Annotated in this window: 23 protein-coding genes, 1 pseudogene and 1 riboswitch; of the genes and pseudogenes, 9 read left to right on the top strand and 15 right to left on the bottom strand. The window is 71.3% G+C overall.

The genetic code is table 11. The annotated features are described in order from the left end of the window. Nucleotides 1-14 precede the first annotated feature (14 nt). The 4 genes and pseudogenes from ABT114_RS03685 to ABT114_RS03670 all read right to left on the bottom strand — a co-directional run bounded on the left by ABT114_RS03685 (nt 15) and on the right by ABT114_RS03670 (nt 4213). Nucleotides 15-1454 carry a vWA domain-containing protein gene (locus ABT114_RS03685; protein WP_351138113.1) on the bottom strand — a complete coding sequence of 480 codons (1440 nt, stop codon included), beginning with the start codon at nt 1452-1454 and terminating at the stop codon, nt 15-17. Then, the gene (locus ABT114_RS03680; protein ID WP_351138222.1) at nt 1451-2914 is read right to left on the bottom strand and encodes a hypothetical protein; all 1464 of its coding nucleotides are present in this window, start codon (nt 2912-2914) and stop codon (nt 1451-1453) included. The genes ABT114_RS03685 and ABT114_RS03680 overlap by 4 nt, the downstream gene beginning before the upstream one ends. Beyond that, nucleotides 2915-3415 (bottom strand): annotated as a pseudogene (locus ABT114_RS03675) (hypothetical protein); the annotation flags it as partial. It lies immediately after the preceding gene. Nucleotides 3416-3583: 168 nt separating this feature from the next. Beyond that, entirely contained in the window at nt 3584-4213 is a 630-nt protein-coding gene (locus tag ABT114_RS03670) for a PAS and ANTAR domain-containing protein (protein ID WP_351138111.1), read from the bottom strand. A gap of 161 nt (nt 4214-4374) precedes the next feature. Here ABT114_RS03670 and ABT114_RS03665 point away from each other — a divergent pair, with 161 nt between their 5' ends. After that, nucleotides 4375-4932, top strand: coding sequence for a precorrin-3B C(17)-methyltransferase (locus ABT114_RS03665; RefSeq protein WP_351138109.1), 558 nt, complete (start codon nt 4375-4377; stop codon nt 4930-4932). Nucleotides 4933-5192: 260 nt separating this feature from the next. On the opposite strand, the gene ABT114_RS03660 is transcribed toward ABT114_RS03665, so the two are convergent. The 8 genes from ABT114_RS03660 to ABT114_RS03625 all read right to left on the bottom strand — a co-directional run bounded on the left by ABT114_RS03660 (nt 5193) and on the right by ABT114_RS03625 (nt 12796). Then, on the bottom strand, nt 5193-5456 hold the full coding sequence (locus ABT114_RS03660) for a hypothetical protein (protein ID WP_351138224.1): 264 nt from the start codon (nt 5454-5456) through the stop codon (nt 5193-5195). A gap of 205 nt (nt 5457-5661) precedes the next feature. Continuing rightward, nucleotides 5662-6114, bottom strand: a complete 453-nt coding sequence (locus ABT114_RS03655) for a flavodoxin family protein (protein ID WP_351138107.1) — start codon at nt 6112-6114, stop codon at nt 5662-5664. 340 nt (nt 6115-6454) lie between these two features. Beyond that, entirely contained in the window at nt 6455-7321 is an 867-nt protein-coding gene (locus ABT114_RS03650) for an STM4011 family radical SAM protein (RefSeq protein WP_351138105.1), read from the bottom strand. Nucleotides 7322-7332: 11 nt separating this feature from the next. Next, entirely contained in the window at nt 7333-8721 is a 1389-nt protein-coding gene (locus ABT114_RS03645; protein ID WP_351138103.1) for an STM4012 family radical SAM protein, read from the bottom strand. Further along, nucleotides 8718-9545 carry an STM4013/SEN3800 family hydrolase gene (locus ABT114_RS03640; protein ID WP_351138220.1) on the bottom strand — a complete coding sequence of 276 codons (828 nt, stop codon included), beginning with the start codon at nt 9543-9545 and terminating at the stop codon, nt 8718-8720. The genes ABT114_RS03645 and ABT114_RS03640 overlap by 4 nt, the downstream gene beginning before the upstream one ends. Nucleotides 9546-9663: 118 nt before the next feature. Next, the gene (locus ABT114_RS03635) at nt 9664-10896 is read right to left on the bottom strand and encodes an STM4014 family protein (RefSeq protein ID WP_351138101.1); all 1233 of its coding nucleotides are present in this window, start codon (nt 10894-10896) and stop codon (nt 9664-9666) included. Then, complete coding sequence (locus ABT114_RS03630; protein ID WP_351138099.1) at nt 10877-11827, bottom strand: STM4015 family protein; 951 nt, start codon at nt 11825-11827, stop codon at nt 10877-10879. Before ABT114_RS03630 ends, ABT114_RS03635 begins: the two co-directional genes overlap by 20 nt. Nucleotides 11828-11839: 12 nt before the next feature. Continuing rightward, complete coding sequence (locus ABT114_RS03625) at nt 11840-12796, bottom strand: STM4015 family protein (RefSeq protein ID WP_351138097.1); 957 nt, start codon at nt 12794-12796, stop codon at nt 11840-11842. A 170-nt stretch (nt 12797-12966) separates the two neighbouring features. Between ABT114_RS03625 and ABT114_RS03620 the strand changes: the two genes are divergently transcribed. The 3 genes from ABT114_RS03620 to ABT114_RS03610 all read left to right on the top strand — a co-directional run bounded on the left by ABT114_RS03620 (nt 12967) and on the right by ABT114_RS03610 (nt 15614). Then, entirely contained in the window at nt 12967-13293 is a 327-nt protein-coding gene (locus ABT114_RS03620; RefSeq protein ID WP_351138095.1) for a DUF8820 family protein, read from the top strand. Nucleotides 13294-13384: 91 nt separating this feature from the next. Continuing rightward, nucleotides 13385-14458 carry a DUF6745 domain-containing protein gene (locus ABT114_RS03615; protein WP_351138218.1) on the top strand — a complete coding sequence of 358 codons (1074 nt, stop codon included), beginning with the start codon at nt 13385-13387 and terminating at the stop codon, nt 14456-14458. Nucleotides 14459-14573: 115 nt separating this feature from the next. After that, nucleotides 14574-15614 carry an NAD-dependent epimerase/dehydratase family protein gene (locus tag ABT114_RS03610; RefSeq protein ID WP_351138216.1) on the top strand — a complete coding sequence of 347 codons (1041 nt, stop codon included), beginning with the start codon at nt 14574-14576 and terminating at the stop codon, nt 15612-15614. A 21-nt stretch (nt 15615-15635) separates the two neighbouring features. On the opposite strand, the gene ABT114_RS03605 is transcribed toward ABT114_RS03610, so the two are convergent. Beyond that, a complete protein-coding gene (locus ABT114_RS03605) occupies nt 15636-16127 on the bottom strand; it encodes an NUDIX hydrolase (RefSeq protein ID WP_351138093.1) in 492 nt (163 codons plus the stop codon). Nucleotides 16128-16285: 158 nt separating this feature from the next. Between ABT114_RS03605 and ABT114_RS03600 the strand changes: the two genes are divergently transcribed. The 4 genes from ABT114_RS03600 (at nt 16286) to ABT114_RS03585 (ending at nt 20547) form a co-directional block, all read left to right on the top strand. Further along, nucleotides 16286-18049 carry an NlpC/P60 family protein gene (locus tag ABT114_RS03600; protein ID WP_351138090.1) on the top strand — a complete coding sequence of 588 codons (1764 nt, stop codon included), beginning with the start codon at nt 16286-16288 and terminating at the stop codon, nt 18047-18049. 354 nt (nt 18050-18403) lie between these two features. Next, nucleotides 18404-18577, top strand: a riboswitch (cyclic di-AMP (ydaO/yuaA leader). 8 nt (nt 18578-18585) lie between these two features. Next, nucleotides 18586-20028: a C40 family peptidase gene (locus tag ABT114_RS03595; RefSeq protein WP_351138088.1), complete on the top strand. Its 1443-nt coding sequence runs from the start codon at nt 18586-18588 to the stop codon at nt 20026-20028. Then, nucleotides 20025-20183 carry a hypothetical protein gene (locus ABT114_RS03590; protein ID WP_351138086.1) on the top strand — a complete coding sequence of 53 codons (159 nt, stop codon included), beginning with the start codon at nt 20025-20027 and terminating at the stop codon, nt 20181-20183. Before ABT114_RS03595 ends, ABT114_RS03590 begins: the two co-directional genes overlap by 4 nt. A gap of 82 nt (nt 20184-20265) precedes the next feature. Then, entirely contained in the window at nt 20266-20547 is a 282-nt protein-coding gene (locus ABT114_RS03585; RefSeq protein ID WP_351138214.1) for an SUMF1/EgtB/PvdO family nonheme iron enzyme, read from the top strand. Here the strand turns inward: ABT114_RS03585 and ABT114_RS03580 are convergent. Next, nucleotides 20501-20860 (bottom strand): ANTAR domain-containing protein, encoded by a 360-nt coding sequence (locus ABT114_RS03580; protein WP_351138083.1) that lies wholly within the window; start codon nt 20858-20860, stop codon nt 20501-20503. The two genes, ABT114_RS03585 and ABT114_RS03580, sit on opposite strands and share 47 nt — an antisense overlap. Nucleotides 20861-21098: 238 nt before the next feature. Between ABT114_RS03580 and ABT114_RS03575 the strand changes: the two genes are divergently transcribed. Then, the gene (locus tag ABT114_RS03575) at nt 21099-21428 is read left to right on the top strand and encodes a putative quinol monooxygenase (protein WP_351138081.1); all 330 of its coding nucleotides are present in this window, start codon (nt 21099-21101) and stop codon (nt 21426-21428) included. A 169-nt stretch (nt 21429-21597) separates the two neighbouring features. Here ABT114_RS03575 and ABT114_RS03570 read toward each other — a convergent pair whose 3' ends face one another. Beyond that, on the bottom strand, nt 21598-23634 hold the full coding sequence (locus ABT114_RS03570; protein ID WP_351138079.1) for a DUF1996 domain-containing protein: 2037 nt from the start codon (nt 23632-23634) through the stop codon (nt 21598-21600). Nucleotides 23635-23676: the final 42 nt, after the last annotated feature.

Raw genomic sequence — 23676 nt, 5'->3', positions numbered from 1 at the left:
TTTCTGAAAAATTCTTAAGCGAGGAACGTCTTGAGCTCGTGGACGAGCTTGCGGATGTGGCCGGAGATGACGGGTGTGCCGAGGTCCTTGAAGCGCTCCCGGAACCACGGGTTGACGCTGGCGCGGCCGGAGCTGGTCACCGAGCCGACAGGGATGAACTTGGCCCCGGAGCGGTGAATGGCGGCCATGCTTTCGAACAGCGGCTCGGTCCGCCATTCGTAGAAGTCGGAGATCCACACCACGACGGTGTTGCGTGGCTCGGCGATCTTCGGCTGGGCCAGCGCCATGGCAACCGTGCCGTCGGTGCCGCCGCCGAGGTTGGTGCGCAGCAGGGTCTCGAAGGGGTCGTGCACCCACGGCGTGAGGTCGAGGGCCTGGGTGTCGTACGCGATGAGGTGGACGTCCACCTTCGGCAGCCCGGCGAAGATCGACGCCAGGATGGTGCAGTTCACCATCGAGTCGACCATCGAGCCCGACTGGTCCACGACCACGATCAGCCGCTGGGGTGTGGTCTTGCGGGCGGTGTGCCGGTAGTAGAGGCGGTCGACGTACAACCGCTCCTCCTCCGGGCTCCAGTTGGTGAGGTTCTTCCAGATCGTGCGGTCGAGGTCGAGGTTGCGGAACACCCGCTTGGGCGGGACCGAGCGGTCCAGGGCGCCGACCGACGCCTTCTCCACCTGGGTGCGCAGCACGTCGGCGACTTCGTCGACGAAGCGGCGGATCAGGTCCTTGGCGTTGGCCAGGGCCACGCCGGACAGGTTGTTCTTGTCCCGCAGCAACTGCTCTATCAGCGACATGCTGGGCGTCAGCTGAGCCGCCAGCTTGGGATCGGCGAGCACCTCGCGCAGGTGCATCCGCTTGACGAGGTCGGCCTCGATGGCGCCGAGTTCCGGCCCGATCGCCGGAATCAACCGGCTGAGGTCGGGCGTCGTACCGCCACCGCCGGAGCCGGTCGGGCTCACGCCCGAACCCCTGCCCCCTCCCCCGGGGCGGCCGCCGCGCAGCTCGCCGGGCTTGCAGCCGAGGGCACGCTCCAGCCAGCCCGCGTCGGACTGCCAGCGCGACAACTGCCCCGCGGTGACCGTCCCGGAGGCGGAGGCGAAGACGTTGAGCAACACCTTCGACACCAGCGCGGCGCGCCGCACCTCGGCGGCACGATCGCGTGAGCCGTCACCTTCTTCCGTCTCGGTCTCAGGCTCGGTCTCGGGGACCATCAGGCCGTCGAACTCGGCGGCCAGTTCCGGGTGGCGCTGCACGATCGAGTCGACGGAGGCCTGCGGGTCGAGGACCGCGGGCGGCAGGCCGATGTCCTCGACGACGGCGAGGCTCGACGACTCCAGGGTCGCCTGCTCCTCGTGGTCGAAGAGACGGGCGAGCAGCCGCCAGTACAGGACTTGACGGCGGTTGTCGTGCGGGGCCGCTTCCGAATTCTGTTCGCTCGTCCGCTCGGTCATTTCCGCAGCAGCCTTCCGGCGCGCTCGCGCAGCACCACCACGGCGTCGGCGGCGGCCTTCTCCGCCTTGGCGCCGGCCTTGTCCGTCGTGCCGCCGGCCCATCCCCCGGCGTGGATCGCGACGGCCTTCTTCCGTACGGTCGTCTCGACGGCGAGGGGCTGGACGCCGAACGTCCCGGCGTCCCAGCGGAGCAGCCCGATGCACGCGCTCGAAGCCGCGACGGCCTCGGGTGTGAGCGGGCCGGCGGTCGGGATGCGGTCGGTGTCGACAGCGAGAGGGCGCCCAGCGACAGTGAACGTCAGTACGCCGTCGGCCTGTTGGCCGTCCGGTGCGGCGTGCTTCTGCTCGGTCTTGTGGACTGTGTAGCCCTCCAGGAACACGGGGACGGCGATGCGCGCCGGGTGCCGGTCCAGCGGTGCGGTCGCCGAGGCCGCCGCGGTGGGCAGGGCGACACGAGCGGCGGCGAAGGCGTCGGTGGGCTCGCCCGGACGCGCGTGCTCGTCGCTCCAGATCAGGTCTCCCTCGGCGGTGATCGGCATGTCGGCGATGTCCATCGAGCGGCCTTCGCCGGCGGCGGCCAGCAACGACATGTGTGTGCGGAGCAGTTGCCACACGCCCGCGCCGACGACCGTGTCCGGCTTCGGCACCGCGACACCAGCGCGCACCAGACGGGGCGGGGCGCCGTCGGCGGGCTCGAACACGGCGTGGACCTGCGCCTGTGCGGCGGTCGCGTGTTCGTGCACGTCGACGCCGAGGGGCAGCAGGCGGCCGGTGGCCGTACCGACGGCGGGCGCGTCAGCGGCACCGGGCAGCGTCAGGAGCATCGCCCGTGACCACAGGTCGGCCCAGCGGCGTACCGGGATCCGTTCCAGGGCCGCGCCGGGACAGGATGCGGCGAGTTCGGCGGCGAACCCGTCGAGGAGGGTCGCCAGGCGGCGCAGGGACGGGTCCGGGAGCATGGCGGAGACGACCTGTGCCGATCCGGAGACCACGTCGTGGTCGATTGCCTGCCATCCGGTGCGTGCCAGGTCGGAGAGCCAGGAGCGGGCGGCGGCAAGCAGGTTCGCGGCCTGCTGCTCGCCGAAGGTCGGGGCTGACTCCTCACCACGCGGCCGGCCGGTCGCCTCCTCGACGCGGGTCACCAGGGCGTCGTGGACGGAGCCCAGGAGTGCGGTGCGCGCGGCGGCGAGGGCGACGAAGTGGTCCTCGCCCGCGGCTCCGGTCGCCGCCTTCTCGGCGGCTTCGGCGACCCTGGAGGCCAGGGGCGTGCCCGCGACCGCCTGCGCGAGTTCCGTCAGTTCGGCGGCCTGGGCGGGCCGGGGGCGGAGCAGACCGCCGACGAGAGCCCGGTCGAAGGCGTCGACGGCGGCCAGGGCTTCGTCGACCCCTGGGATCGGTTCGGCGAGCAGGTCCGTGTGCTCCCCCACGCTCGCACCGAGCTCGCGCGGGGACACCCCCATCGCCACCGCCCTGGTCGGCGGGAACCACTGCATCTCCGGCAACGGGGCGGTGGTCGGCACGAGTTCCAGGTAGGCCAGGTGGCGCAGGAACCGGCTGAAGACGGGGGCGGCGGCCGTGCTGTCCGCCTGTGCGGGGCGGGTGCCGATCATGTCGGCGGCGAGGCTCTGTGCGCTGGGCTCCCCGTCCACGGACTCGACCCGCAGATAGCGGGCGACGCGCTCGGCGCCGTACTGCAGCACCGCCTCGTTGATCAGGGCGCGGATGTGGTTGCAGAACGAGCCGCGCGCTCCGCCACAGGGCCGGTTGTTGTTGGTGCTGCAGGCGAACGCGTACGTCCGGGCCGCGACCGACGAGACGTAGACCCGCTCGATGTCCGAGCCGCTGGACACCACGCCCTGCAGGCGTCCGTCGGCCAGTTCGACGAACGGGACCTTGGCGAGCTTGCGCGGCCGGGCGGGTGGGATCACCCGTGCCGTGCTGGACCTCTCCCAATCTGACAACGCGCCATCTCCTTTGCGCCCAGGGGACTGTCACCCCGGATCGGCGGGACACGGCTGAACATACTTGCGACCACTGACAATGCCGATCACGGACCGGATCGGGGCCACTGGGAAGGAGTTCGAAAGCGTCGGTACGAGACCGGAGCCGCCGCTGGTGGGCCCGCCCCCTCATGCCTCCGGATACAGGGCCTGCGCGATCCGTTGGTGGAGGTCGTGCTGCCCGTGCCCGGGAGGCGTGGGTGTGGCCTCGACGACCGCGTGGGCGAGCGCTCGGAGTTTCACGTTCGTCTGCTGGGAGTGACGACGCAGCACGCGCAGGGCGACGTCCTCGTTCACGCCGTACAGCGCCATCAGGACACCGCGCGCCACGTCCACGTCCTCCTGCGAGGCGCGGGCGCGCGCGATGTCCGCGTCGGCCGACTTCTGGGCCTGTTTCTGGACCGGTTCGGTGACGTCCACGACGAACCCCCGCAGCACGACCACCGAGCCGTCGTCGACGCGGCCGTCGCCCACCAGCACGGCGTGCCGTTCCTCCCCGTCACGGGTCAGGAGCCGGTAGTACGTGCTGAACGGCAGCCCCGTGCTCAGCCCCTGGTCCCACACCCGGCGGATGCTCTTCCGGTCGTCGGGGTGCACGTGCCGGTCCAGCATGTCGCCGGTCGCCGTCACCTCGTCGGGGTCGTAGCCGAGCATGCGGTACATCTCGTCGGACCACCACCAGGCGCTCTCGGGCACGCGGAAGAGGAACACGCCGGTGAGAGCCTCGGCCTCGTCCGGCGCGTCGTCCGGTTCCTCCATCACCGCGAAACCTCCTCCAGGGCGGCGGTCCGGCCCAGCCGCGTTCCGAGACCGGAACTCCGGACCGTACGGGGAGTCTCGCATCACCGCTCCTCGGACGCCGCCGGAACACGACGCCGGCCGACGCGAAGGGGAAGCCATGAACCTGCCATGATTGGCGCATGACACGGATACGGCCCCGGCTCGTCGCCGCCCCGCTCCTTGTACTGATCGCCGTCGCGGCCACCGGATGCGCCGATCCGTCGGCGGATCCCCGCGCGAATGGTCCGGGGGCTTCGGCATCGTCGTCGACTGCGGCGAAGGGCTACTGTCCGCTTCCCGAGGAAAAAGGGCCGACGCCGACCCCGTGCATCACGTTCGACTGGAACCAGCGGGTGGCGGAGAACCACGCGTACCGCTCGCCGATGCCCATCACCACCCAGCAGAAGGCGCAGGCCGCACCGCGTGCCGAGCGGCTGGCCTCGGCCCTGAAGAAGCTCGCGGCCACCGGGACCACGAAGGAAGGCCTGCGCACCGCGGCCGCCGACGCCCTCGGGATGCGGTCGGAGGAGATCGAGGTGCAGGGCGACAAGTTCGACCCGCTGCGGGACATGCTCGTCGGCGGCGGCGAAGGCCGAGTGTGCGTCAACGGCACGGTCGACAGCGCGGGCCAGGCAACCGCGGAGGTCATCGGCCGCACAGCCGACGGGACCTGCCTGCCGGGCCTGGGCGGACACTGACCTGCGGGGGCTCGACGGCCGGTAGCCGACCCGCCCGCAACCACCGCCCGGGCCGGCGCCGACCGACCCCCGGAAGCCGGTGGCCGGTAGACCGCCCGCCATCTCCCCCTGCACGGGCACCCACCCGCGACGGCTCGGTGGCCGGCAGCCGGTCCGGTCGTCACCGACTCCCGCTCGAAAACTGCCCCCGGGAGTCGGGCGGGTCCCGGCCTCGGTGGCGTGGTGGACGAGATGCAGGGCGGCTGCCGTAGCCGTGCGGGTCAGGTGTGGTGGGGCGTGGCGGGTGGCCAGTGGGTGGCGAGCCAGGTGGCCAGTGCGTCCGGCTCCGGCGGTTCTCCCAGGGCACGCAGTCGCCGGTGGACGGCCTGGACGAGGGCCGGACGCCGGAGCTCCGCGCCCGGCGTAGGGCCGAGCGAGGACCAGGCGAGGGCGAAGCCGGTCCAGGAAGCCGTGGAGTCGGGGGTGGCCGCGAGTTCGGAGCGGTACACGGTGCCGTACGTCAACACCCCGGATGCGCCTGTCACCACCGCCGCGTCGTTCGTGACCGAGGTGGGCGATCAGGGGCTCAAGCCGGCGTAGAACGGGACGGACTCTCAGCGCCTTGGAGGGGCGGATCGAGCGCCGACTGCCCCCGCCCTTCCGGGCGTTCCTCGAGGTGAGCCACGGGTGGCGGCACGCGGGCGGTCGCCGCCAGGTGGCACGAGGAGATGCGCCCGGTGATGAAGGACGTCAGTCCATCAGTCCGGCGGCCAGCGTCGCTCCGAGCTCCCAGCACGCCTCCACGTCGGCCTTGCCCGGCTCCCCGGTCACGGTCACCGGTTCGGCGGCGCGCCGCCAGCCGAGGCCCGTCGTGATCGACTCGATGCCGCGCACCGCTCCCGTGACGTCGTTGCCGCCGTGCACGTAGAAGCCGAACGGCCGGCCCCGGGTAGCGTCCAGGCAGGGGTAGTAGACCTGGTCGAAGAAATGCTTCAGGGCGCCGGACATGTAGCCGAGGTTCGCCGGGGTGCCCAGCAGATATGCGTCGGCGGACAGCACGTCCGACGCCGTGGCGGACAGCGCCGCCCTGCGTACGACGTCGACGTTCTCGATCTCCGGGTCCGTCGCGCCGGAGACGACGGCTTCGAACATGGCCTGGCAGTTGGGCGAGGGTGTGTGATGCACGATCAGCAGAGTGGGCACATCCCCGAACCCTGCCGTCCCGGCCTCCCGACCGCAAGCCGAGCCGGAAGACCGGACGCCGCGCCACGATCGCAACCGACGACGCGACAGTGCCCGGCGGGCCCGGCGTAAGGGCGGGCCAGGACGCAAAGGCCTCCTTCGGCTCCCCGTGCCGGCCCGAACGCGGACCGCCGGGCCGGTCCTTGACGGTCCTGGTGACGGCATGGCTCGCCATGTCGAGTCGTAGCGCGGGTTGTCGGGGCGAGGCGGGGCGTCCGGCGTGACGAACTCGCGCGCCGTCACTGCGTGCAGGCCCCTCGCGTCTCGCCGTCCACCACGATGTGGACGACGCCCCGGTGCCTCAGTCGCCGCCCACCCTGCCCATCTGTGACACCGGGATCCGTTCCAGGACGCCGCCCGCGAACACGTCGTACAACGGCAGCGTCTCCAGGTGGACGTAGCCGATGTGGCAGTCGCAGACGGTGAGGGGGCAGGGGCGCGGGCGGAGGGCCGTACGGTAGGAGCCGTCGTAGAGGTTGCCCAGTTCGGCTCGGACGAAGTGGCAGCGGCGGACCGTGCCGTCGCCGTCGACGGAGATCACGGACTCGCCGGTGCGGCAGGGCAGGCCCGCGCTGGCGTGCGGGTGGCGGCTGTAGGGAAAGAGCGGGTCCAGGGCGGTCCAGAGGTCGGCCTGTGCGTCGTCGTAGGTGTGGCCTTCCGCGGCGTTGACCCACAGGTACACGTGCTCGGGCAGCTCGGCGCGCAGGCGCCGGGCCGACTCCAGGTGTTCGGGCAGCCCGACGATGCCGACGCTGAAGCGGACCCCGTGGCGGACCAGTTCGTGGCACTTGGCCAGGAAGCGGTCGTACGGCGTCTGGCCCGGGTGGTACGTGCACCACAGGGCCAGCGTGTCCGGATCGGCGTCCGCCAGCCAGTCGGTGCGGCAGCTGAGGTTGGTCTGGATGGCCACGCGGCGGATGTGGGGCTGGTGGGAGAGTTCGGTCAGGGTGCGCCGGTACCAGGAGCGCACCAGTCCCTCGCCCCAGGGGGTGAAGAGGACCGAGAGGCGGTCGGTGGACTGGGCCATGGCCCAGTCGGCGAACCGTTCGAGGCAGGCGCGGTCCGCGCGGAGCTGCTCCCGGCTGTCGCGGCGCTTGGCGAAGGGGCAGTACGGGCAGTCGTAGTCGCAGGAGGACAGCGGGCCGCGGTAGAGGAGGGTCAGGTCCATCGGGTGCGGGCTCACTTCCTCTCGTAGGCGGCCATGGCGGCCCGCACGGCCGGTGAGAACAGCTCGGGGCCGATGGCGTCGGAGTGGGCCAGGCCCTCCGGGGTCAGGCGCAGGGTCGCCTGCGCCCGCGGGTCGCCGTGTTCCAGCCAGCTCAGGGCTGCGAATCGCTCCAGTTCGGTCGCGAAGTCGTCCGCGGGGGTGCGGCCGCCGAAACGGGCACGGTAGTCGGCGATCTGGAGTCCCTCGGCCTGCAGGAGCGACTGCAGCAGGTGGCGTCGGCGGGCCTCGTCGGAGTCGATGGGGCGGCCGTACTCGGCGTAGGCGAAGTCGGCGGCGGGGCGGGAGACGTAGTCGTCGATGATCGAGCGGATCTCGTGCATGCCGACGGCGTAGTCGAAGGAATAGTGCAGGCCCGCGGTGTAGGAGCGGGCCCCGCAGCCCAGTCCGATCATGCCGTCGGTCTGGCAGGCGTAGTCGTCCGCGCCCTGGGGCGGTGCGTCCGCGCGGCGGAACATGCGCATCGACTGCTGTTCGTAGCCGTGGGCGAGGAGGTGGTCGCGACCGAGGCGGTACAGGCGCAGGCGCTGCTCGTCCCAGGCGGGGTCGGCGTCGCCGACGCGGCGGCCCAGGCCGGTCAACGGGCGGATGTAGAGCGGGTAGAGGTAGAGCTCCTCGGGGCGCCAGGCCAGGGCCGCGTTCAGGGAGCGCAGCCAGGTCTCGTCCGTCTGCCCGTCGATGCCGTAGATCAGGTCGATGTTGAGCACCGGTATCCGGGCGTCGCGGACACGGCCGAGTGCCGTCTCGACGTCGGCCCGGCGCTGCGGGCGTACGGCCGCCCGGGCCTCGGTGTCGTCGAAGCTCTGCACGCCCAGGCTCAGGCGGGTGGTGCCGCGCGCGGCCAGGACCTCCAGTCGGTCGGCGGTCGCCGTGGCGGGCGAGGCCTCCACCGAGAGCGGTACGGCCCGCAGGTCGGCGCCCATGCGGCATTCGGCGATGTCGCACAGCCGCTCCAGCTCGGCGGCGGTGAGGAAGGTGGGGGTGCCACCGCCGAAGGCCGCGGTGGCGAACCTGACGGGTTCCTTCTCCCCCAGCGCTTCCCGCACGGCGGTCGCCTGCCGGTCGAGGGCGTCGAGATAGGCACCGGTCAGGCCGTCCGGGGCGCCGATGCGGGTGAACAGGTTGCAGAAGCCGCAACGGACCTCGCAGAAGGGGATGTGGAGGTAGAGGGAGAGGGTGTCCTTCGGTTCCGCTTCCCACAGCGTGCGCAGTCGGGGGCGGTCCTTCAGTCTTCTGTAGGCCGTCTTGTGCGGGTAGGCGTAGACGTAGCTCTGGTACGGGCTCACGTGGTGCGGGCGCTCGCTGCGGGGGCGCGGGCCGGTCACGGGGGTCACGGTCGTCATCGAGCGGCCTCCGCGGGGGCGGGCGTGGAGTCGAGCAGGAAGTGGGCGTAAGGCACGGTCCACACGGACTCGTGGCCGATGCGGTGACCGGTGTAGCCGTCGTCGCCGTACGCGGTGCCATGGTCGGAGCAGACGATCGCGAAGCAGGGGCGCCTGCTGCTCACGGCGGCGAACAGGCGGCCGATGTGCCGGTCCACGTACTCCAGGGCGGCGGCATGCGTCTCGCGGGTGTCCCCCGCCTCCCGGGTGGCGCCGGGCAGGTGGAACCAGTTGGGCTGGTGCAGGGCGGCCACGTTGACGAAGAGGAACAGACGCTTTTCGTGGGGCAGTTGGCAGATCAGCTGCTCAGCACGGGCCACCTGTGACTCGAACGATGTGGGTGAGGTGACCCCGAACTCCGGCTCCCAGTGGGACTCCTGGAACAGTCCCGGCAGCACCGAGCCGAGCGGGCCCTGCTTGTTGAAGAAGCCGACTCCCCCGATGCACACCGTGTGGTAGCCCGCCTTGGCGAGGCCGGACACGAGGTCCGGGGTGTCGTAGACGAAGGTGCGCTGCGCGGTGGTCTCGCTGCCCGCGAAGCTCGCCGCGAACAGGCGCGGGTGCGGTCCGGGGGCGGCAGGCGTCGGCAGGAAGCCGGCGAAGATCGCCTGGTGGGAGGCGTAGGTGAAGCTGCCCGGGGCGTGCCGCTGCTGCCAGCGGCCGTCGGGGAGGTGGCGGACCAGGTTGGGCATGCGGCCGGCCGCGGCCAGTTCGGCGGCGACGTCGTAGCGCAGGGTGTCGAGCGTGACGAGCAGGATGTCGTGGCTGCCGACGATCTCATTCATGTCGGGTTCGTCCGGGGCGGCAGCGGGGTTCGGCGGGGGTGCGCCGGGCCCGGTGGGCGGGTCGTGCGGGTCGTGCGGGTCGTGCGGGTCGTGCGGGTCGTGCGGTGCGGGCTTCGGTTCAGGCGCTGGCATGGGTGTTTCCTGTTCTGTGCTGGAGGTGCGGGCCGGCCTGCCGCGTGTGCGGGACGTCGGTATGCGAGACGTCGGTGTGCGGGGCGGACGGCGGGCGGCGCAGGACCGCGGCCACCTGGGCCGCATAAGTGTCGCGGCCCTCCGCTCCGCTCCCCGGCAGCCCCGTCAGCCGTGGCAGCAGGTCGCCGAAGGCGTTGACCTCGCCGACCGCGAACCGGCGCCAGCCGACGGCCGGCAGGAGGTCGACGCCCACGCACAGGGTGTTCGGGAAGCAGGCGGCGGCCCGTTCACAGACGGCCAGGGCCTCGGACCAGCGGGCTCCGGCCGCCTCGACGGCCTGCCGGGCCGCGTCGAGGTCGCCACGGCTGCCGCCGAGGTGCAGGTTGGTCAGGGGCGAGGTGCTGGTGCGCACCACGGCGTGGGTGGCCCGGCCGTCCACGACGACGACCCTGAGGTCGGCGGCGCGGCCCTGCTGGGATGCCTTGGGCAGCCAGCGTTCGAGGTGCAGTCCGTCAGGGGCCAGCGCGTCCACAATGGCGGCGATGTCCGGCTCCCGTTCGTAGCGGCGCACTTTGAGGGAGTTGAACAACCGTCCGTCCGGGGTGAGTTCGACGGATGTGGTGGCCCTGATCCGGCCGGTGCCCGACGCCTCGACGGCGAGGACACCGGACGCCGACGAGCCGTGCGCGGGCTTGATGAAGAGCCGCTGCATCCGGTGCTCGCGCATCAGCGCCCGTACGTCGCGCCAGCCGCGCACCGCCGCACCGGCCGCGCCTGCGGGTCCCGACGTGGGTGAGGGGGGAACCGGGACTCCCGCCGCGGCGAGGACAGCGTGGCAGCGCCGCTTGTCGAACAGGACCGCAAGCTCGTCCGGGTCGTCGAGGCGGATGCCGCCCCGCAGGCTGCGCACCGCGGTCATGAAGTGCGCGTACCAACGCGCCGAGCCCTCGACCCGGGTGGGGTCCTCGGTGCCTCGCAGCAGACGGTCGACGGCCGTGTTCTCACCGGGTGAGTCGATCCGTACGATTTCGTCGACGGCGAAGTCGGCTCCGCCCGAGCGCAGCACCTCCTCCCAGGACACGATGCGCGGGCCGGACAGCCCGGCCGCGCGCACCGCCTCGCCGAACAGCGTGACCCGGCGGTTCTCGGGGTTGCCGACGACCGCGAAGCGTGGCCGCGTGGCCTTCGCCGGGATCGCCTCATTCGCCGACGGCGACATAGCGCCCCTCCGCGCTGTGCGTTCGGCGCCGGGCCGGGGTGAGGTCGAGGTCCACTCCGTGCGGCTCCAGTGCCTCGCGCACGCGCTGGACCAGTTCGTCGCTCATGAAGTGGTGCCGGAGGTTCAGCGAGCGAAGGTGGGTGAGTGGTTGTCCCGACAGGAGTGCGGCGCCTCCCTCGTCGCTCAGCGCGCCCATGCTGAGGTCGAGGGACTCCAGTCCCGCGACGACGGGAGCGGCGGCCACCGCTGCGGCGATCTCGTCCTGGATGTCGCTGTTCTGCAGTCCCAGGTGGCGTAGTTCGGGGCAGCGTCCCAGGGCGCCGAGGAGCGGTTCGATGTCCTCCACGGTGCAGTCGCCGCCGTACCAGGTGGTACCGAGCCAGAGTTCCAGGCGGCGCAGGGCCGGGAACTCGCAGGCACTCAGGGCGCGTACGGGGGCCGGGGCCAGGCCGCCGGACTCGATCCGCAGGGTACGCAGCCCGTCGTGGCGCAGCGGCTCGATCACCAGGTCCTCGGAACCGCGCACGCCCAGCTCTTCCAGCTGGGGCCAGGCGCGCAGCACGCGGGTGACATCGCCCTGCTTGATCCAGGAGATCTCCGACTCCTCGGACTCCAGGTCCGCGAGGAACACCGCCCGCAGCCGCGGGAACCGGTGTGCCTCGGCCGTGAGCAGTTCCAGGACCGGGTCGATGCCGCGCTCGTCCCGCTTCCCCCACCAGGCTCCGACGACGAGCGCGGTGACCTCGTCGGTGCGGACCTCGTCGAGGAAGCGGCGCCAGAGCTGTTCGAAGGGCTCCTCCCAGTCGGCGATGAACTTCCAGGCGACGGATGCGGGTTCCGGCAATGGGGTGCGTCGGTCGTCCGTGGCGAAGGGAAAGACGTGCACGGGCAGACCGTGAAAACGTGTCAGGTGCGAGGGGTAGTAGCTCATGGGCGTGCGTCCTCACTCACCGACGGCGACATAGCGGTACACCGTGCCGTCGTCGTCCCGTTCCTCGTCGGCGTCGTCGCTGTCCAGGTTCAGCTCGACGCCCGCCGGTTCGAGCGTCTCCCGTATCCGCTGCTGGACGGGCTCGCTGATGTAGTGGTGGTGCAGGTCGAGTTTCTTCAGATGGGTGAGCGGCTGGCCGCCGAGCAGCGCGGCGGCGCCGTCGTCGCTCAGGGTGCCCATGGACAGGTCCAGCACCTCCAGTTGGGCGACCACCGGGGCGGACGCCACGGCCGCGGCGACCTCGTCCTGGATCTCGCTGTTGTGCACGGCCAGGTGACGCAGGCGCGGCAGGCGTGCCCCGGACAGGATCGGCTCCAGGTCGGAGGCCTCGCTGTCAGCGCCGTACCAGGACGTGCCCAGCCACACGTCGAGGTGCTCCAGCGCGGGCAGTTCGCTGCCGCCGATACCGCGCACGACGTCGACGGGAAGTCCGCCGGTCTCCACGTTCAGTTTGCGCAGCCCGGTGTGGCGCAGTGCCTCGAAGCGCAGGCCCGTTCCGCCCCGTACGCCGAACTCCTCCAGATCGGGGAAGCCGGTCAGCAGTCCGGTGACGTCCGTCTGGTGGATCCAGGAGATCTCGCACTCCTCGAAGACGATGTCACCCAGGAACAGCGCGCGCAGGGCGGGCAGCCGGTCGCGGGCGGCCAGCAGTGCCTCGACGACGGCGGTGGGGGCGCAGTCGTAGGCGTCCTCCCAGGCGCCGACGATCAGGGCGCGTACGCGGGTCGTGTCCACCGCGGAGCAGAAGCGGGCGAAGACCGATTCCCACTCCTCGTCGGCGTCGTAGGCGCCGCTGGTGATCCGCCAGGCGACGGACTCGGGTTCGGGCAGCTCCGTCGTCGCGTCGGGCCCGGGGAAGGTGAAGGCGGGGAGACGGTACAACTCCTGCAGGTGGTCACCGATGGGCATGCGGGCTGCTCCTGACGTGCAACGGTTGCGGTGTGCGGTGCGCAGCAGTTCTACCAACAGGCAGTGACAACGGCCCTCGCCAGGGTCGGTCGCGGCCCGTTGTCAGTGCCGGCTCGTACTGTCTGGGCATGGAGTCCGGTGCGCCGAGCACCGGGCGGGAGGGGAGATCCATGTACCGGCAGGGAGACGTGCTGATCGTGCCCGTCGCGGACGGTGCCGTGCCGGCCCATGTCCCGCACGCGCCGAAGGAACCGCGGGACGCGCGGGGCCGGCTCGTGCTCGCCCTGGGCGAGGTCACCGGCCATGCCCACGCCGTGGTCGGTCCGGGCGAACTGATATGTGAATTGGGGCAGTTCGGGCCGCTTCTGCTGCATCTTCCCGAGGGCGGACGGGTCGTCCACGAGGAGCATGCGGCGATCACTCTGCCCAAGGGGTGGTTCCGAGTGATCCGGCAGCGGGAGTACGTGCCCGGGTCCGTACGCATCGTGGCCGACTGAGGAGCGAGGTGAGGGACGGGGGCAGGACGGAGTGAGTGACGGAGTGAGTGACGGACTCAGGGCGGCGGAGAAGGCATTGACGACTCGACAGATGGCCACGGCCGGGACGATCGACAGCTCGGACAACTCGCTCGATGAACCGGGTGGGGCGGTGGCGGACGAGATCCAGCGCTGGCGCGAGTGCGCCGCGGCGTCCGTGCCCGCCGACCGCGCGCGGGCGGAGTCGGGCATCCTGCTGGCGTACCGGCGGGCCGGGCTGCGGGCGCCGGAACGGGTGGTGTGGGCCGGCTCCCCGCGTGAGGCTGTGACGCTGATACGGGCCCTGTCCGGCACGGACACGGGGGCGAGCGTGCGGGAAGCGGTGCGCACCGCGCCCTGGGCGGCGGAACGTCGCCGCGCGCACGAGCAGTTGGGTGCGGCAGGCTGGTCGGCACGCTGGTCGGCGACCGGGGGCCGCCTGTGGGACACGACGCAGGCGCTCGTCGAGCGGATCCGCAGGGGCGTGTTGGACGAATTCGCCGCCGACGATCCGGGCGCGGAGACGGAGATACGGCTGGTGCTGCTCGACGCCGTGCTCGGCCAGCACGACGCGCCGTGGCTCGCTGCCCTCAGCACGGACCAGTCGCCGCTCGACGGGCTGGTCCAGGTGTGCCGCAGCGCCGGCTGGTGGTGGCCGTTCGAGAAGGTCGCGGTGGTGTGCGAGCGCCCCGTCGCCCTGCACCGGGACGAGGCCGGCCGGCTCGACCGCGGTGACGGCCCGGCACTCGCCTTCCCCGACGGTTTCGCCCTGCACGCCTGGCGCGGGATGCCGGTACCGGCCGCCTTCCTGGCGGAGCTGCGTACGCTGACGCCGGAACGGATCCGCGCCGAGGAGAACGCAGAGCTGCGCCGGGTCATGCTCGAGCACTACGGCTACGACCGCTACCTGAGCGACTCCGGAGCCCGTCCCGTGCACCGGGATGAGACCGGCACGCTCTGGCGCATCGAACTCGATGGTGACGAGCCGGTCGTGATGGTGGAGGTCCTCAACTCCACACCGGAGCCGGACGGCACGCACCGTACCTACTGGCTGCGGGTACCGCCGACGACGAGGCAGGCCAAGGAAGGAGTCGCCTGGACGTTCGGCCTGGGGGCGGAGGTGTACGCGCCGCTGCGGGAGACGTGACGGGGCCGGCCGGCTCTCGCGGTCCGGCCGAGGTGTGCCACCCCAGATGATCTGGTGGCATGCTGCGGGACACCTGGGACCTGGAGCGAGGAGATGCAACGTGGGCAAAGACGGGATGGCCGGCGTTCTGGTCACCGGCGGGAGCGGGTTCGTCGGGAGCCATCTCGTGCGGCGGCTCCTGGAGCACGGCTACCGGGTGCACACGACGGTGCGCACCACCGCTGACGCCGCCAAAGTGGGACCACTGGCGGATATGCGGGACGTCTTCCCGGGACGACTTGAGCTGTTCGAGGCGGACTTGCTCGTGCGGGGCTCGTTCGACGAGGCGATGCAGGGCTGCCGGGTGGTCTTCCATGTGGCGTCGCCGTTCCTCATGCCGGAGAAGATCAAGGACGGCCGCCGGGACATGGTCGACCCGGCCCTGCTGGGCACGCGCAACGTGCTCGGGAGCGTGGAGCGGACACCGGAGGTCGAACGCCTGGTCTTCACCTCCACCGTCGGCGCGATCTTCGGCGACTACATCGACGTACGAGGCATGGACGACCAGGTGCTGGCGGAGAAGTACTTCAACACCACGAGCACGGTCGACAACAACCCCTACCACTACGCGAAGACCCTCGCCGAACGCGCGGCGTGGGACGCGGAGGCGGCGCAGGACCGCTGGCGCATGGTGTCGGTCAACCCCGGCCTGATCCTCGGCCCGTCCCTCACCCCCGCGTCACAGTCCGGCAGCCTGTTCCTGCTCGACGAGCTGTTCAAGGGCTACTTCTTCTACGGCGCGCCGGACTTCAGCTTCACAACCGCCGATGTGCGTGACGTGGCCGACGCGCACATCGCGGCGGCGGAGAACCCCGACGCGAAGGGCCGTTACATCGTCGCGGCGGAGACGATGACGTCGTTCCACGAGATGTCCCGCATCATCCGGAGACGGTACCCCCGCAGCCTCCGCCTCCCCCGTACGGCGCTGCCGCACTGGCCGGTCCGCGTCCTCGGCCCGGCCTTCGGGCTGACGCAGGACTACATCCGCAAGCACCTCGGCATACGGTTCCGGGTCGACAACGGCCGCAGCGTGCACGAACTGGGCATCACCTACCGCCCGATCGAGGAGACGCTGCTGGAGCACTACGAGACGTGGCGCCGCCAACGGCGCGCGTGACGCGGGCAGCGGGGCTGGTTGTCACAGCAGATGCCCTTCCCGCAGACACACCACCGTTCCGCTCGCCGCCGCCGCGTGCAGCGCGGCGAGCGTCGGCAGCTGGGCGGCGAGCGGCGTGTCGTGCAGCTCGCCGAGGGCGAACCAGTCGTGCCGGTCGTGTTCGGAGCTGAGCCGTACGGGTACGTCGTCGGCGAGGGTGCCGCCGTGGAAGAAGCAGTCGAGGACCGGGCCCGTGCCCAGCACGTCGACCCGGTGGTCGATGCCGATCAGGGCGGGTTCGGGCCCGAGTTCGATGCCGGTCTCCTCGCGCATCTCGCGGCGGGCCGCCGTCCACGGGTCCTCGCCGTGGTCGAGCATCCCGCCCGGCAGCCACCAGTTCCCGCTGTTGGGTTGGCCCGGCCCGTAACGCAACAGCAGGATGCGGCCGTCCCCGTCCAGCACCAGGACGCAAGCAGCAATGAGCGCCTGCGGCTGTGTCCTCACCCAGTCCTCGCGCGGCATCCAGTCAGCCACCTGCGCCTCCCTTTCACCGACGTCAACGACCTCAACGCCCCCGCCGGGCCCGCCGGGCCCGCCGGATGGACCCAGGACAGCACCGCCATTCCACCAGATAACGGTCGAAGTCAAGGGTCCGCTGTCCGTGCGCCGCGCCTACCCCGATCATGATCCCTATGTCTCACACCTCTCGACGAAGACTTCTCGCCGCTCTCGCGGCCTCTGCCGCGTCCGTGCCGCTCGCCGGAGCGGCCTCGGCTCCGGCCCGTGCCGCCGGGGACACCGCCGCCGTGGAGCCGTTCACGGGTCCGGCCGGTCTGTCCTCGGCCCGTTCCTCGGTGACCCTGCCCCCGCTGGACGCCTCCTACTTCACCCCGGTGACGCTGAGCACCCCACTCACCGCCACCGTGCTCGCGGGGACCCCGGCCCGCACCGAGGTCACCTCCGGCGGCAGGCGCGTCGCGCTGCTGACGCACGGTGCGCGGACCGTCGTACTGCCCGGCCCGCAGCGCACGTTCGCGGAGAACAAGCGGCCCTTCGTGGACGACTTCCAGCGCACTCTGCCCGACCTCTCGCTCGACGTGGCGGACCGGAAGTACTGGGGCACCTCTCCCGGCGGTGGCAGCTGGTCCACGCTCGGGCCGGCGGACACCGACTACTCGGTCGTGCCCGGCAGCGGCGTCGTCAGCCTCACCACCGAGAACTACAGCCGGCACGCCAGCCTGCGCGACGACGAGATCACCGACGTCGACGCCCGCTGCACAGCCCGGTTCGACAAGGTGCCCACCGGCCAGGCGTGTTCGTTCGGGCTGACCTTCGGCTACCAGACCACCCACAGCAACTACCGGGCCCGGCTGTCCTTCCTGACCTCGGGCGCGGTCGAGCTGCGCGTCGAGAAGGAGGTCGACGACACGGTGACCCAGCTGGCCTCCGCCCTCACGCTCGACACGAGTGTGCCCGCGGGGACCGACTGGACGATCCGGGTGCGTCGGGAGGGCACCCGGATCCAGGCCAAGGCATGGCGGTCGGCGTCGGCCGAGCCGACCGCGTGGGCCATCGACGTCACCGACTCCACCTTCGCCAAGGGCCGGGTGGGCCTGCGCGCCCTGGCCAACAAGGGCTGTACGAACCTGCCGGTCACGCTGTCCGTCAGCCGCTACGAGGTGGACGCCGCGAACTGGGAGACCCCGCCGACCGTCACGCACGGCGACTGGGTGCGGGTGCTGCCCGAGCCGTTCGACGGGACGTGGACGACGCAGCTGGAGCAGACGATCCGCGACTGGGCGGGCTCCACCGTCCCCGACGTCCTCGCCTACGCCGCGATGTTCCTCGGCGACGCTCCGGCGGTGACGGCCGGCGCCGGACCGGCCCAGGGCAAGCAGGTGCTGGGCGAGGCCGGGTACGGCTACCTCGACCCTCAGGGTTACCGCTACGAGGGTGCCGACTTCCACGAGTACATGAACGTGGGCTGGACCTTCCCCGACGGGACCTACACCGGACCGTCCAGCAAGCAGGTCGGCAACCTCGACTGCTCGGGCTACACGCGGATGGTCTACGGCTACCACATGGGCGTGCCCCTGGCCGCCGGCGAGGACACCTCCGGAAACCGGATTCCGCGCAAGTCGCGAGACATCGTCGACTACGCGCCCGGGGTGGTCATCGACCGCACCGACGGCACCAACCCGCCCGCGGCTGCGCTGCTCCAGCCCGGCGACCTGGTGCTGTTCAACGCCGACTCGGGCGACGACGACCCCGAAACGGACACCGTGACCGTCGACCACGTCGGCATCTACCTGGGCACGGACGCGACCGGCAAGCGCCGCTTCCTCTCCAGCCGCAAGACGGTCAACGGGCCCACCATGTCCGACCTGGGCGGCGCGTCGCTGCTCGACGGCACGGGCACGTACGCCACGAAGCTGCACACCGTGCGCCGTATCTGAAACCTGCCGCAGAGTCAGCCGATCTCCCAGAGGAACCGGTGGGTGTGAATCCCGAAGTACGGCGTAGACCACCTCTGGGCGATCGGCCAGGGCTGCGGCGAACAGCCCGGTGTGGGTGTCCACGTCCAGCTCGATGGTGTCGGGGAACATGAACGCCATGTTGCCGACGCCGCCCATGTCCACCAGCTCGGCGAACAGTTCCAGCGGCGGCCACCCGCCCCGGAAGAGGCCATAGGGAAATGAAGGTCACAATTACGTATCGGACATTCCGCTCTTCAACCTTCACACGAGCCGCACAAATTAGCTAAGTTGGCGTCAGGCCGCTCGGATCCCTCCGGCGAATCCCGCCGGGCCGTGCAGCCTCCGCCGAGTCCGGTGAACCACTGCGGCCGCCGGAGCCGGGGACCCAACCGATCTTTGGGGTGAATCGGCCCAACTGCCCTATGGGGCAAGGGCTGTAGGGCACGCCTTCCGGAACCCCCGCCCGAACCCGACAGCTAACTCGGTAGGCGGTGCACGGAAGGAGTACGTCGCCGATGGCGCCGGAACGCGACACGCGCCCCGAAGGTCTCGGCCTCCCCGGAACGGACGCGGTCAGCCGCGAGGAGATCCGGCGGCGGATCAACACCCTCTACGACCGCGCCGAGACCGACACGGGGAACTACAACGCCACCCGCGCGATGACGACGGGGACACGCAGGCCCGCCGCACCGCTGCGCGCCACTGAGCGCAGGCAGGCCGACCCCGCCCTCGACACTGTCGCCCGGCAGTGGTTCGACGTGGCGCGCGCCAAGTTGGGCCCGACGGTTGCGGCGGTGCTGCCGGCCGACAGGATGCCCGACCCTCCGGCCGCGGCCCGACCCGCTCGCCCGGCGGAACTCCCGGCCGCGGTTCCGGCGCCCCGTCTCGAACTGGAGGCACCCGTCAAACGCGTCCCGGAGCTCACCGCCGGGCCCATCGCCGCGCTGTCGGCCACGCCAGGAAGCCGGCGGGACGCCCTCCCTGCCCTCACGGCGCCCTACGCTCCTCCGGCTCTCCCGGCCGCGCTGCCCGCATCCGCGCCCGCGCCCGCCACCAAGTCACGGCAGTCCGCGCTGCGGACGACGAAGGAACAGATCCGGGAAAAGCTCACCACGGCGCGGGAGTTGTTGTCCCGGCAGATCACCCTGCGCAACACACCGCCCGCCGCGCTCGAAGCCGCGCCGACGGCCGAAGCCCTGTGGTCGGCCCCTGCGCAGCAGGATCCTCTGCGCGGCGAGGGAGGCGCGGGAGCCGGCTGGCTCACACAACCGGCGATCAGCCTCGACACCATCCCCGTCGACAGCGGGTACACGAACGCACCTGTCGACACCGGGCAGTTCAGCGTCCCCCTCGACAGCGCCCTCCTCGGCACCGAGTACACAACCGGACAGTTCAGCCTCCCTGCCGACACGGCGTACACGAACAGTCCTGTCGAAACCGGGCAGTTCAGCCTCCCCGTCGACACGCCATACACGAACAGCCCTGTCGACACCGGACAGTTCAGCCTCCCCCTCGGCACCGGATACGCGAACACCCCCGTCGACACCGGCCTGTTCAGCGTCGCCACCGTCCCCGTCGGCGTGCCGGAAGCGACGTACAGCGGCAAGGCCGCGAAGGCTCTCGATTTCGCCCGCGCCCAGATCGGCAGACCGTGCCTGTGGGGTGCGACCGGACCGGAGTCGTACGACTGCTCCAGCCTGACCCAGGCCGCCTGGAAGGCCGCCGGGGTCGCGCTCCCCCGCACGGCGATCGACCAGGCCCGCACCGTCGCGGCGATTCCGCTCACCGAGCTCCAGCCAGGCGACCTCATCTTCTTCTACGGCGATGTCAGCCACGTCGGCCTCTGCACGGGCAACGGCACGATGATCCACGCACCGGGCCCGGGCGCTTCCGTGCGCGAGGAGTCGATCTTCTTCGCCGGGCAGACGGCGATCCACAGCGCGGCACGGCCCGCGTGAACTTCGGGTTCGCGACAAGGGATTTGGGTGAGCTGGTCACGGTCCCGGCCGAGCAGGTCACCCTGTCCGACCTGCGAACGCGGCGCAGCTGGGTGGTCGAGCTCGCGCCCTACCAGCTGGCGACCGTATCGGTAACCCAGGCGTTGCGCGGGTGACGGGTCGGCGCCCGAGCGCGGGAACGGCGGAGGTAACGGCGGCGAGGACGTCGCGTGGGACACGTCTGCGGACAGCTATCGGCTGCCGACCGAGGCGGAGTGGGAGCGCGCCTGCCGCGCCGGTACGGCGGGCCCCCGCTACGGCCCCCTCGACGAGATCGCCTGGCACCGGGGCAACTCACGGGAGCGGATCCACCACGTGGGCGCCAGGCGGCACTGGAGCTGCCGGGCCTGCGTGCGACGGCGCAGCCACCCCACCTTCCGGGTCGACGTCGTCGGATTCCGCGTCGCGCGTTCCCTGGCGCGGGCGTGGACGGTCAGGGCTCCGACAGGTGCGTGCGCGAGCACATCCGGTAGCGGTTGATCGCCTTCTTCAGTTCGTCCAGCTCCGGCTCCGGCAGTGCGCCGTACTGAACGAACTCCAGAAGATGTTCGGCGACCGTGCGCAGCTTGGTGTTCGTGCGCTGTGAGACGTCCCGCAGGACCCGCCAGGCCTCTTCGGGCGGGATCTGCCCCAGGACGACGACGGCGCCTATGGCCTGGTCGATGACGGCGTGCGAGGCCACGGCCTGCCGGAGCTGCTCGTTCTCCTCCTCGAGCCGTTCGTTGTCCTGGGCGAGGTCGGTGACGGACAGCAGTCGCAGCGGATCTCGCCGTGAGGTCGCGAAGAAGGCCATGATCCCCCCTTGGTGAGCGAGCGGCCACGTTTACAGCTTCCCTCAGTCGGGCCCTTCACACGACCCGGCTCGCGTCACAGCCAGTCCTTGCGACGGAAGGCACGGTGGAGCAGGAACACCACCGAGATGAAGACCGCGCCGACGGCCGGGAGGCCGTACGTCCGGTCGAGCCTCGTGCACGGTCGTCCGTGGGTGTCCGCCGCTGGCCTTCCGCCGTCGCCCGATGCATCGTGGAGCCATGATTTTCATCGCCGTACGCTTCACCGTCCGTCCCGAGCGTGCCGACGAGTGGCTGTCGCTGGTGGGTCCCTTCACCGAGGCCACCCGCGCGGAGCCGGGCAACCTGTTCTTCGACTGGTCGCGCAGTGTCGACGACCCGAACAGTTTCACGCTGCTGGAGGCGTTCGCGGACGAGGACGCCGGGGCCGCCCATGTGCAGTCCGAGCACTTCAAGGCGGGGCTTGCCGCGATGGCCGGCGCGGTCGCCGAGACGCCCGAGATCATCAACGTGAACGTGCCCGACCAGCACGGCTGGGGCCCGATGGCCGAGCTCGCCCCGCAGGCGTGAGGGCGGTCAGCGTTCGGCCGAGACCGGCAGGTCCCATGACTCCAGGCTGATCAGCTCGTCCGCTGTGGGGTCGGTTCGCTGCAGAAGTGGCGCAGGGGCCGGCTGACAGAGCGCGGCGCCCGGATCGCTGGTACTGGTCCGGGCGCCGCCCCTGGTGGTCGTGAGGGCGTCACATGGAGCGCCGCCGGGTGCGGGTGAGCAGGACGACACCGGCGACCGCGAGGACGGCACCGACAGCCGCGGGCCACAGCTGCGCGCCGGTCTCGGCGAGGCCGCCCTGGACTGCCTGCGGTTCGGTCTGCGGTTCGGTCTGGGGTGGCGTCTGCGCGGCGGCGGACGTGTCCTGCCCGCTCTCGCCCGTGTCCTGCGCCTGCTCGGAGGCGGTCGTCTTGTCGGGGGCGGTGGTGACGAGGTTGCCGCCCTTGTCGTCCGAACCCGCCTGCGCCGACGCGTCCTTCGGGCGTGCGGTGGCCGAGGGGGACGAGTAGACCTTGGGCTGGGCCTCGCCGGGGTCGGTGGCGGTGGCGGTGAGGTCGGTGCTCGGCGTGTCGGTGGGAGGCGCCGAGGTCTCGTCTCCTCCGGTGTCTCCGGGCTGCTCCTCTCCGCCGTCCCCGCCCTTCGTGGGCTCCGGGGCCTGTGTCTGCTGCCCCTGGTCGCCGTTCCCGTTGCCGCTCCCGGTGCCATCCCCGTTCCCGGTGCCCGGCGCGGCGCCGGCACCGCACTGCCGGCCGCCGTTGATGCAGTCGACCATCTCCCGCATCAGGCCCTCGTCGAAGACGTTGATGAAGTCGCCGTGGTCCGTGACCGGCTTGTGCAGCTGCTCGGGGAAGGAGTCCACCGCGAACAGCGGGGTCGTCCGGCCGCCGTCCTGGACGCTCGGCGCGTCCACGTCGTACACGATGCGCTGCACCAGCTGCGGGATGGCCTGGAAGCCCTCCGGGCACGAGCCGTCGGCGGTGGCGAACGCCACGTGGGTGCGGTGGTTGGCGCTGTCGATGTTCCGGCCGTCCCAGCAGCTCTGGAACTTGAAGGTGCGCACGACGTCGCTGCCGTCCGGGCAGAGCGGGTACTTGTCCTTCAACTGCCGGTCCTCGAAGCCGGTGCAGCTCCACGACGCGTTGGCGTTCGCGGGGCCGTTGACGAACGCCTTGGCATCGCCGGTGATGATGCGCAGCAGCCGCGGCATGGCCGTGACCTGGCTGCGGGGGTTGCCCACGAACGTCAGCGTGACCTCATTCGGCGTGACGATCTCACCGGCGTTGCCCTCGGTGCCGCCCCCGGGAGCGCCGGCGTCTCGCTCCTGCGTGCCGTTCTGCAGGCGCAGCACGGGCCAGTAGTACGAGGACTTGTCGCCGTCGTCCTGGCAGCTGGTGTCGGCGTTCGCCAGGTCGTCGTCGCTGGCGAAGGCGTTGTTGGACTGGTTGCCGACGTAGTCGTGGAAGTGGTGGGCTCCATTGGTGACGCCCGGGGCGACGATGACGTTGTCGGAGTTGAACAGTCCCTCCGCGTTCACCCCGCACCTGGTGGTGAAGGTGCCACGGGAGGCGTCCGCCTGGGGGCTCGGGCCCGGCGCGTTGGGCTGGACGGTGGTGATGTCCGCGAAGTCGTCGACGACGGGGCCGTTTCCGGCCTGACCGCCGTTGCCGTCCTGGTTCTGATCAGGCCCCTGGCCTTGCCCCTGGTCCTGGTCCTGGTCCTGGTTCTTGTCCTGATCCTGCGTCTGGTCGCGCAGGGTGCAGGCCGCCAGGGTCTCCAGGCCCTCCGGACGGTCCCCCACCCGGTCGATGGCGATCGCGATGCGCTCGATCGTCGCGGTCCGCTTCTCCTTCAGCGGATTCATGATCGCGCTGTCGGCGAAGCCGCTGTCCTCCTGTACCGCGCGCGCCGATTGCTGCAGCCGCTGGTAGGCGTCGGCGATCTGCTGGTCCAGCAGCGCGAGTTCCTTGTCGACCTCCGCGCGCGCCGGGTCCGGCACCGCCGTCAGACGGTCACCGACGTCGGGGCAGTCGATCGTGCCGGGCCCCCACGCACCCTCCCCGGCACCGCCGTTGGCATCCGACTGCTGCGTGTCGCCGCCGAGGCCGCCTTCGGTCGCGGAGGCGTACACGTTCGCCGCGACCAGTCCTCCGCCGCCCAGTATCAGAGCGGCGGCTGCAAAGGTCGCGCGGCGTGCGCCTGTTGGGCGTCTGCGCGTGCTACGTCCCACGGAAGTACTCCTACGCGTCGTGGCCAGGCTCCGGGTATGGAA

Origin of the sequence: Streptomyces sp. NPDC002088 (genome assembly GCF_040296605.1) — a bacterium.
Classification (GTDB): domain Bacteria; phylum Actinomycetota; class Actinomycetes; order Streptomycetales; family Streptomycetaceae; genus Streptomyces.
Note: the sequence above shows the minus strand (reverse complement) of the source record. Positions and strands in the feature narration are given on the sequence as shown.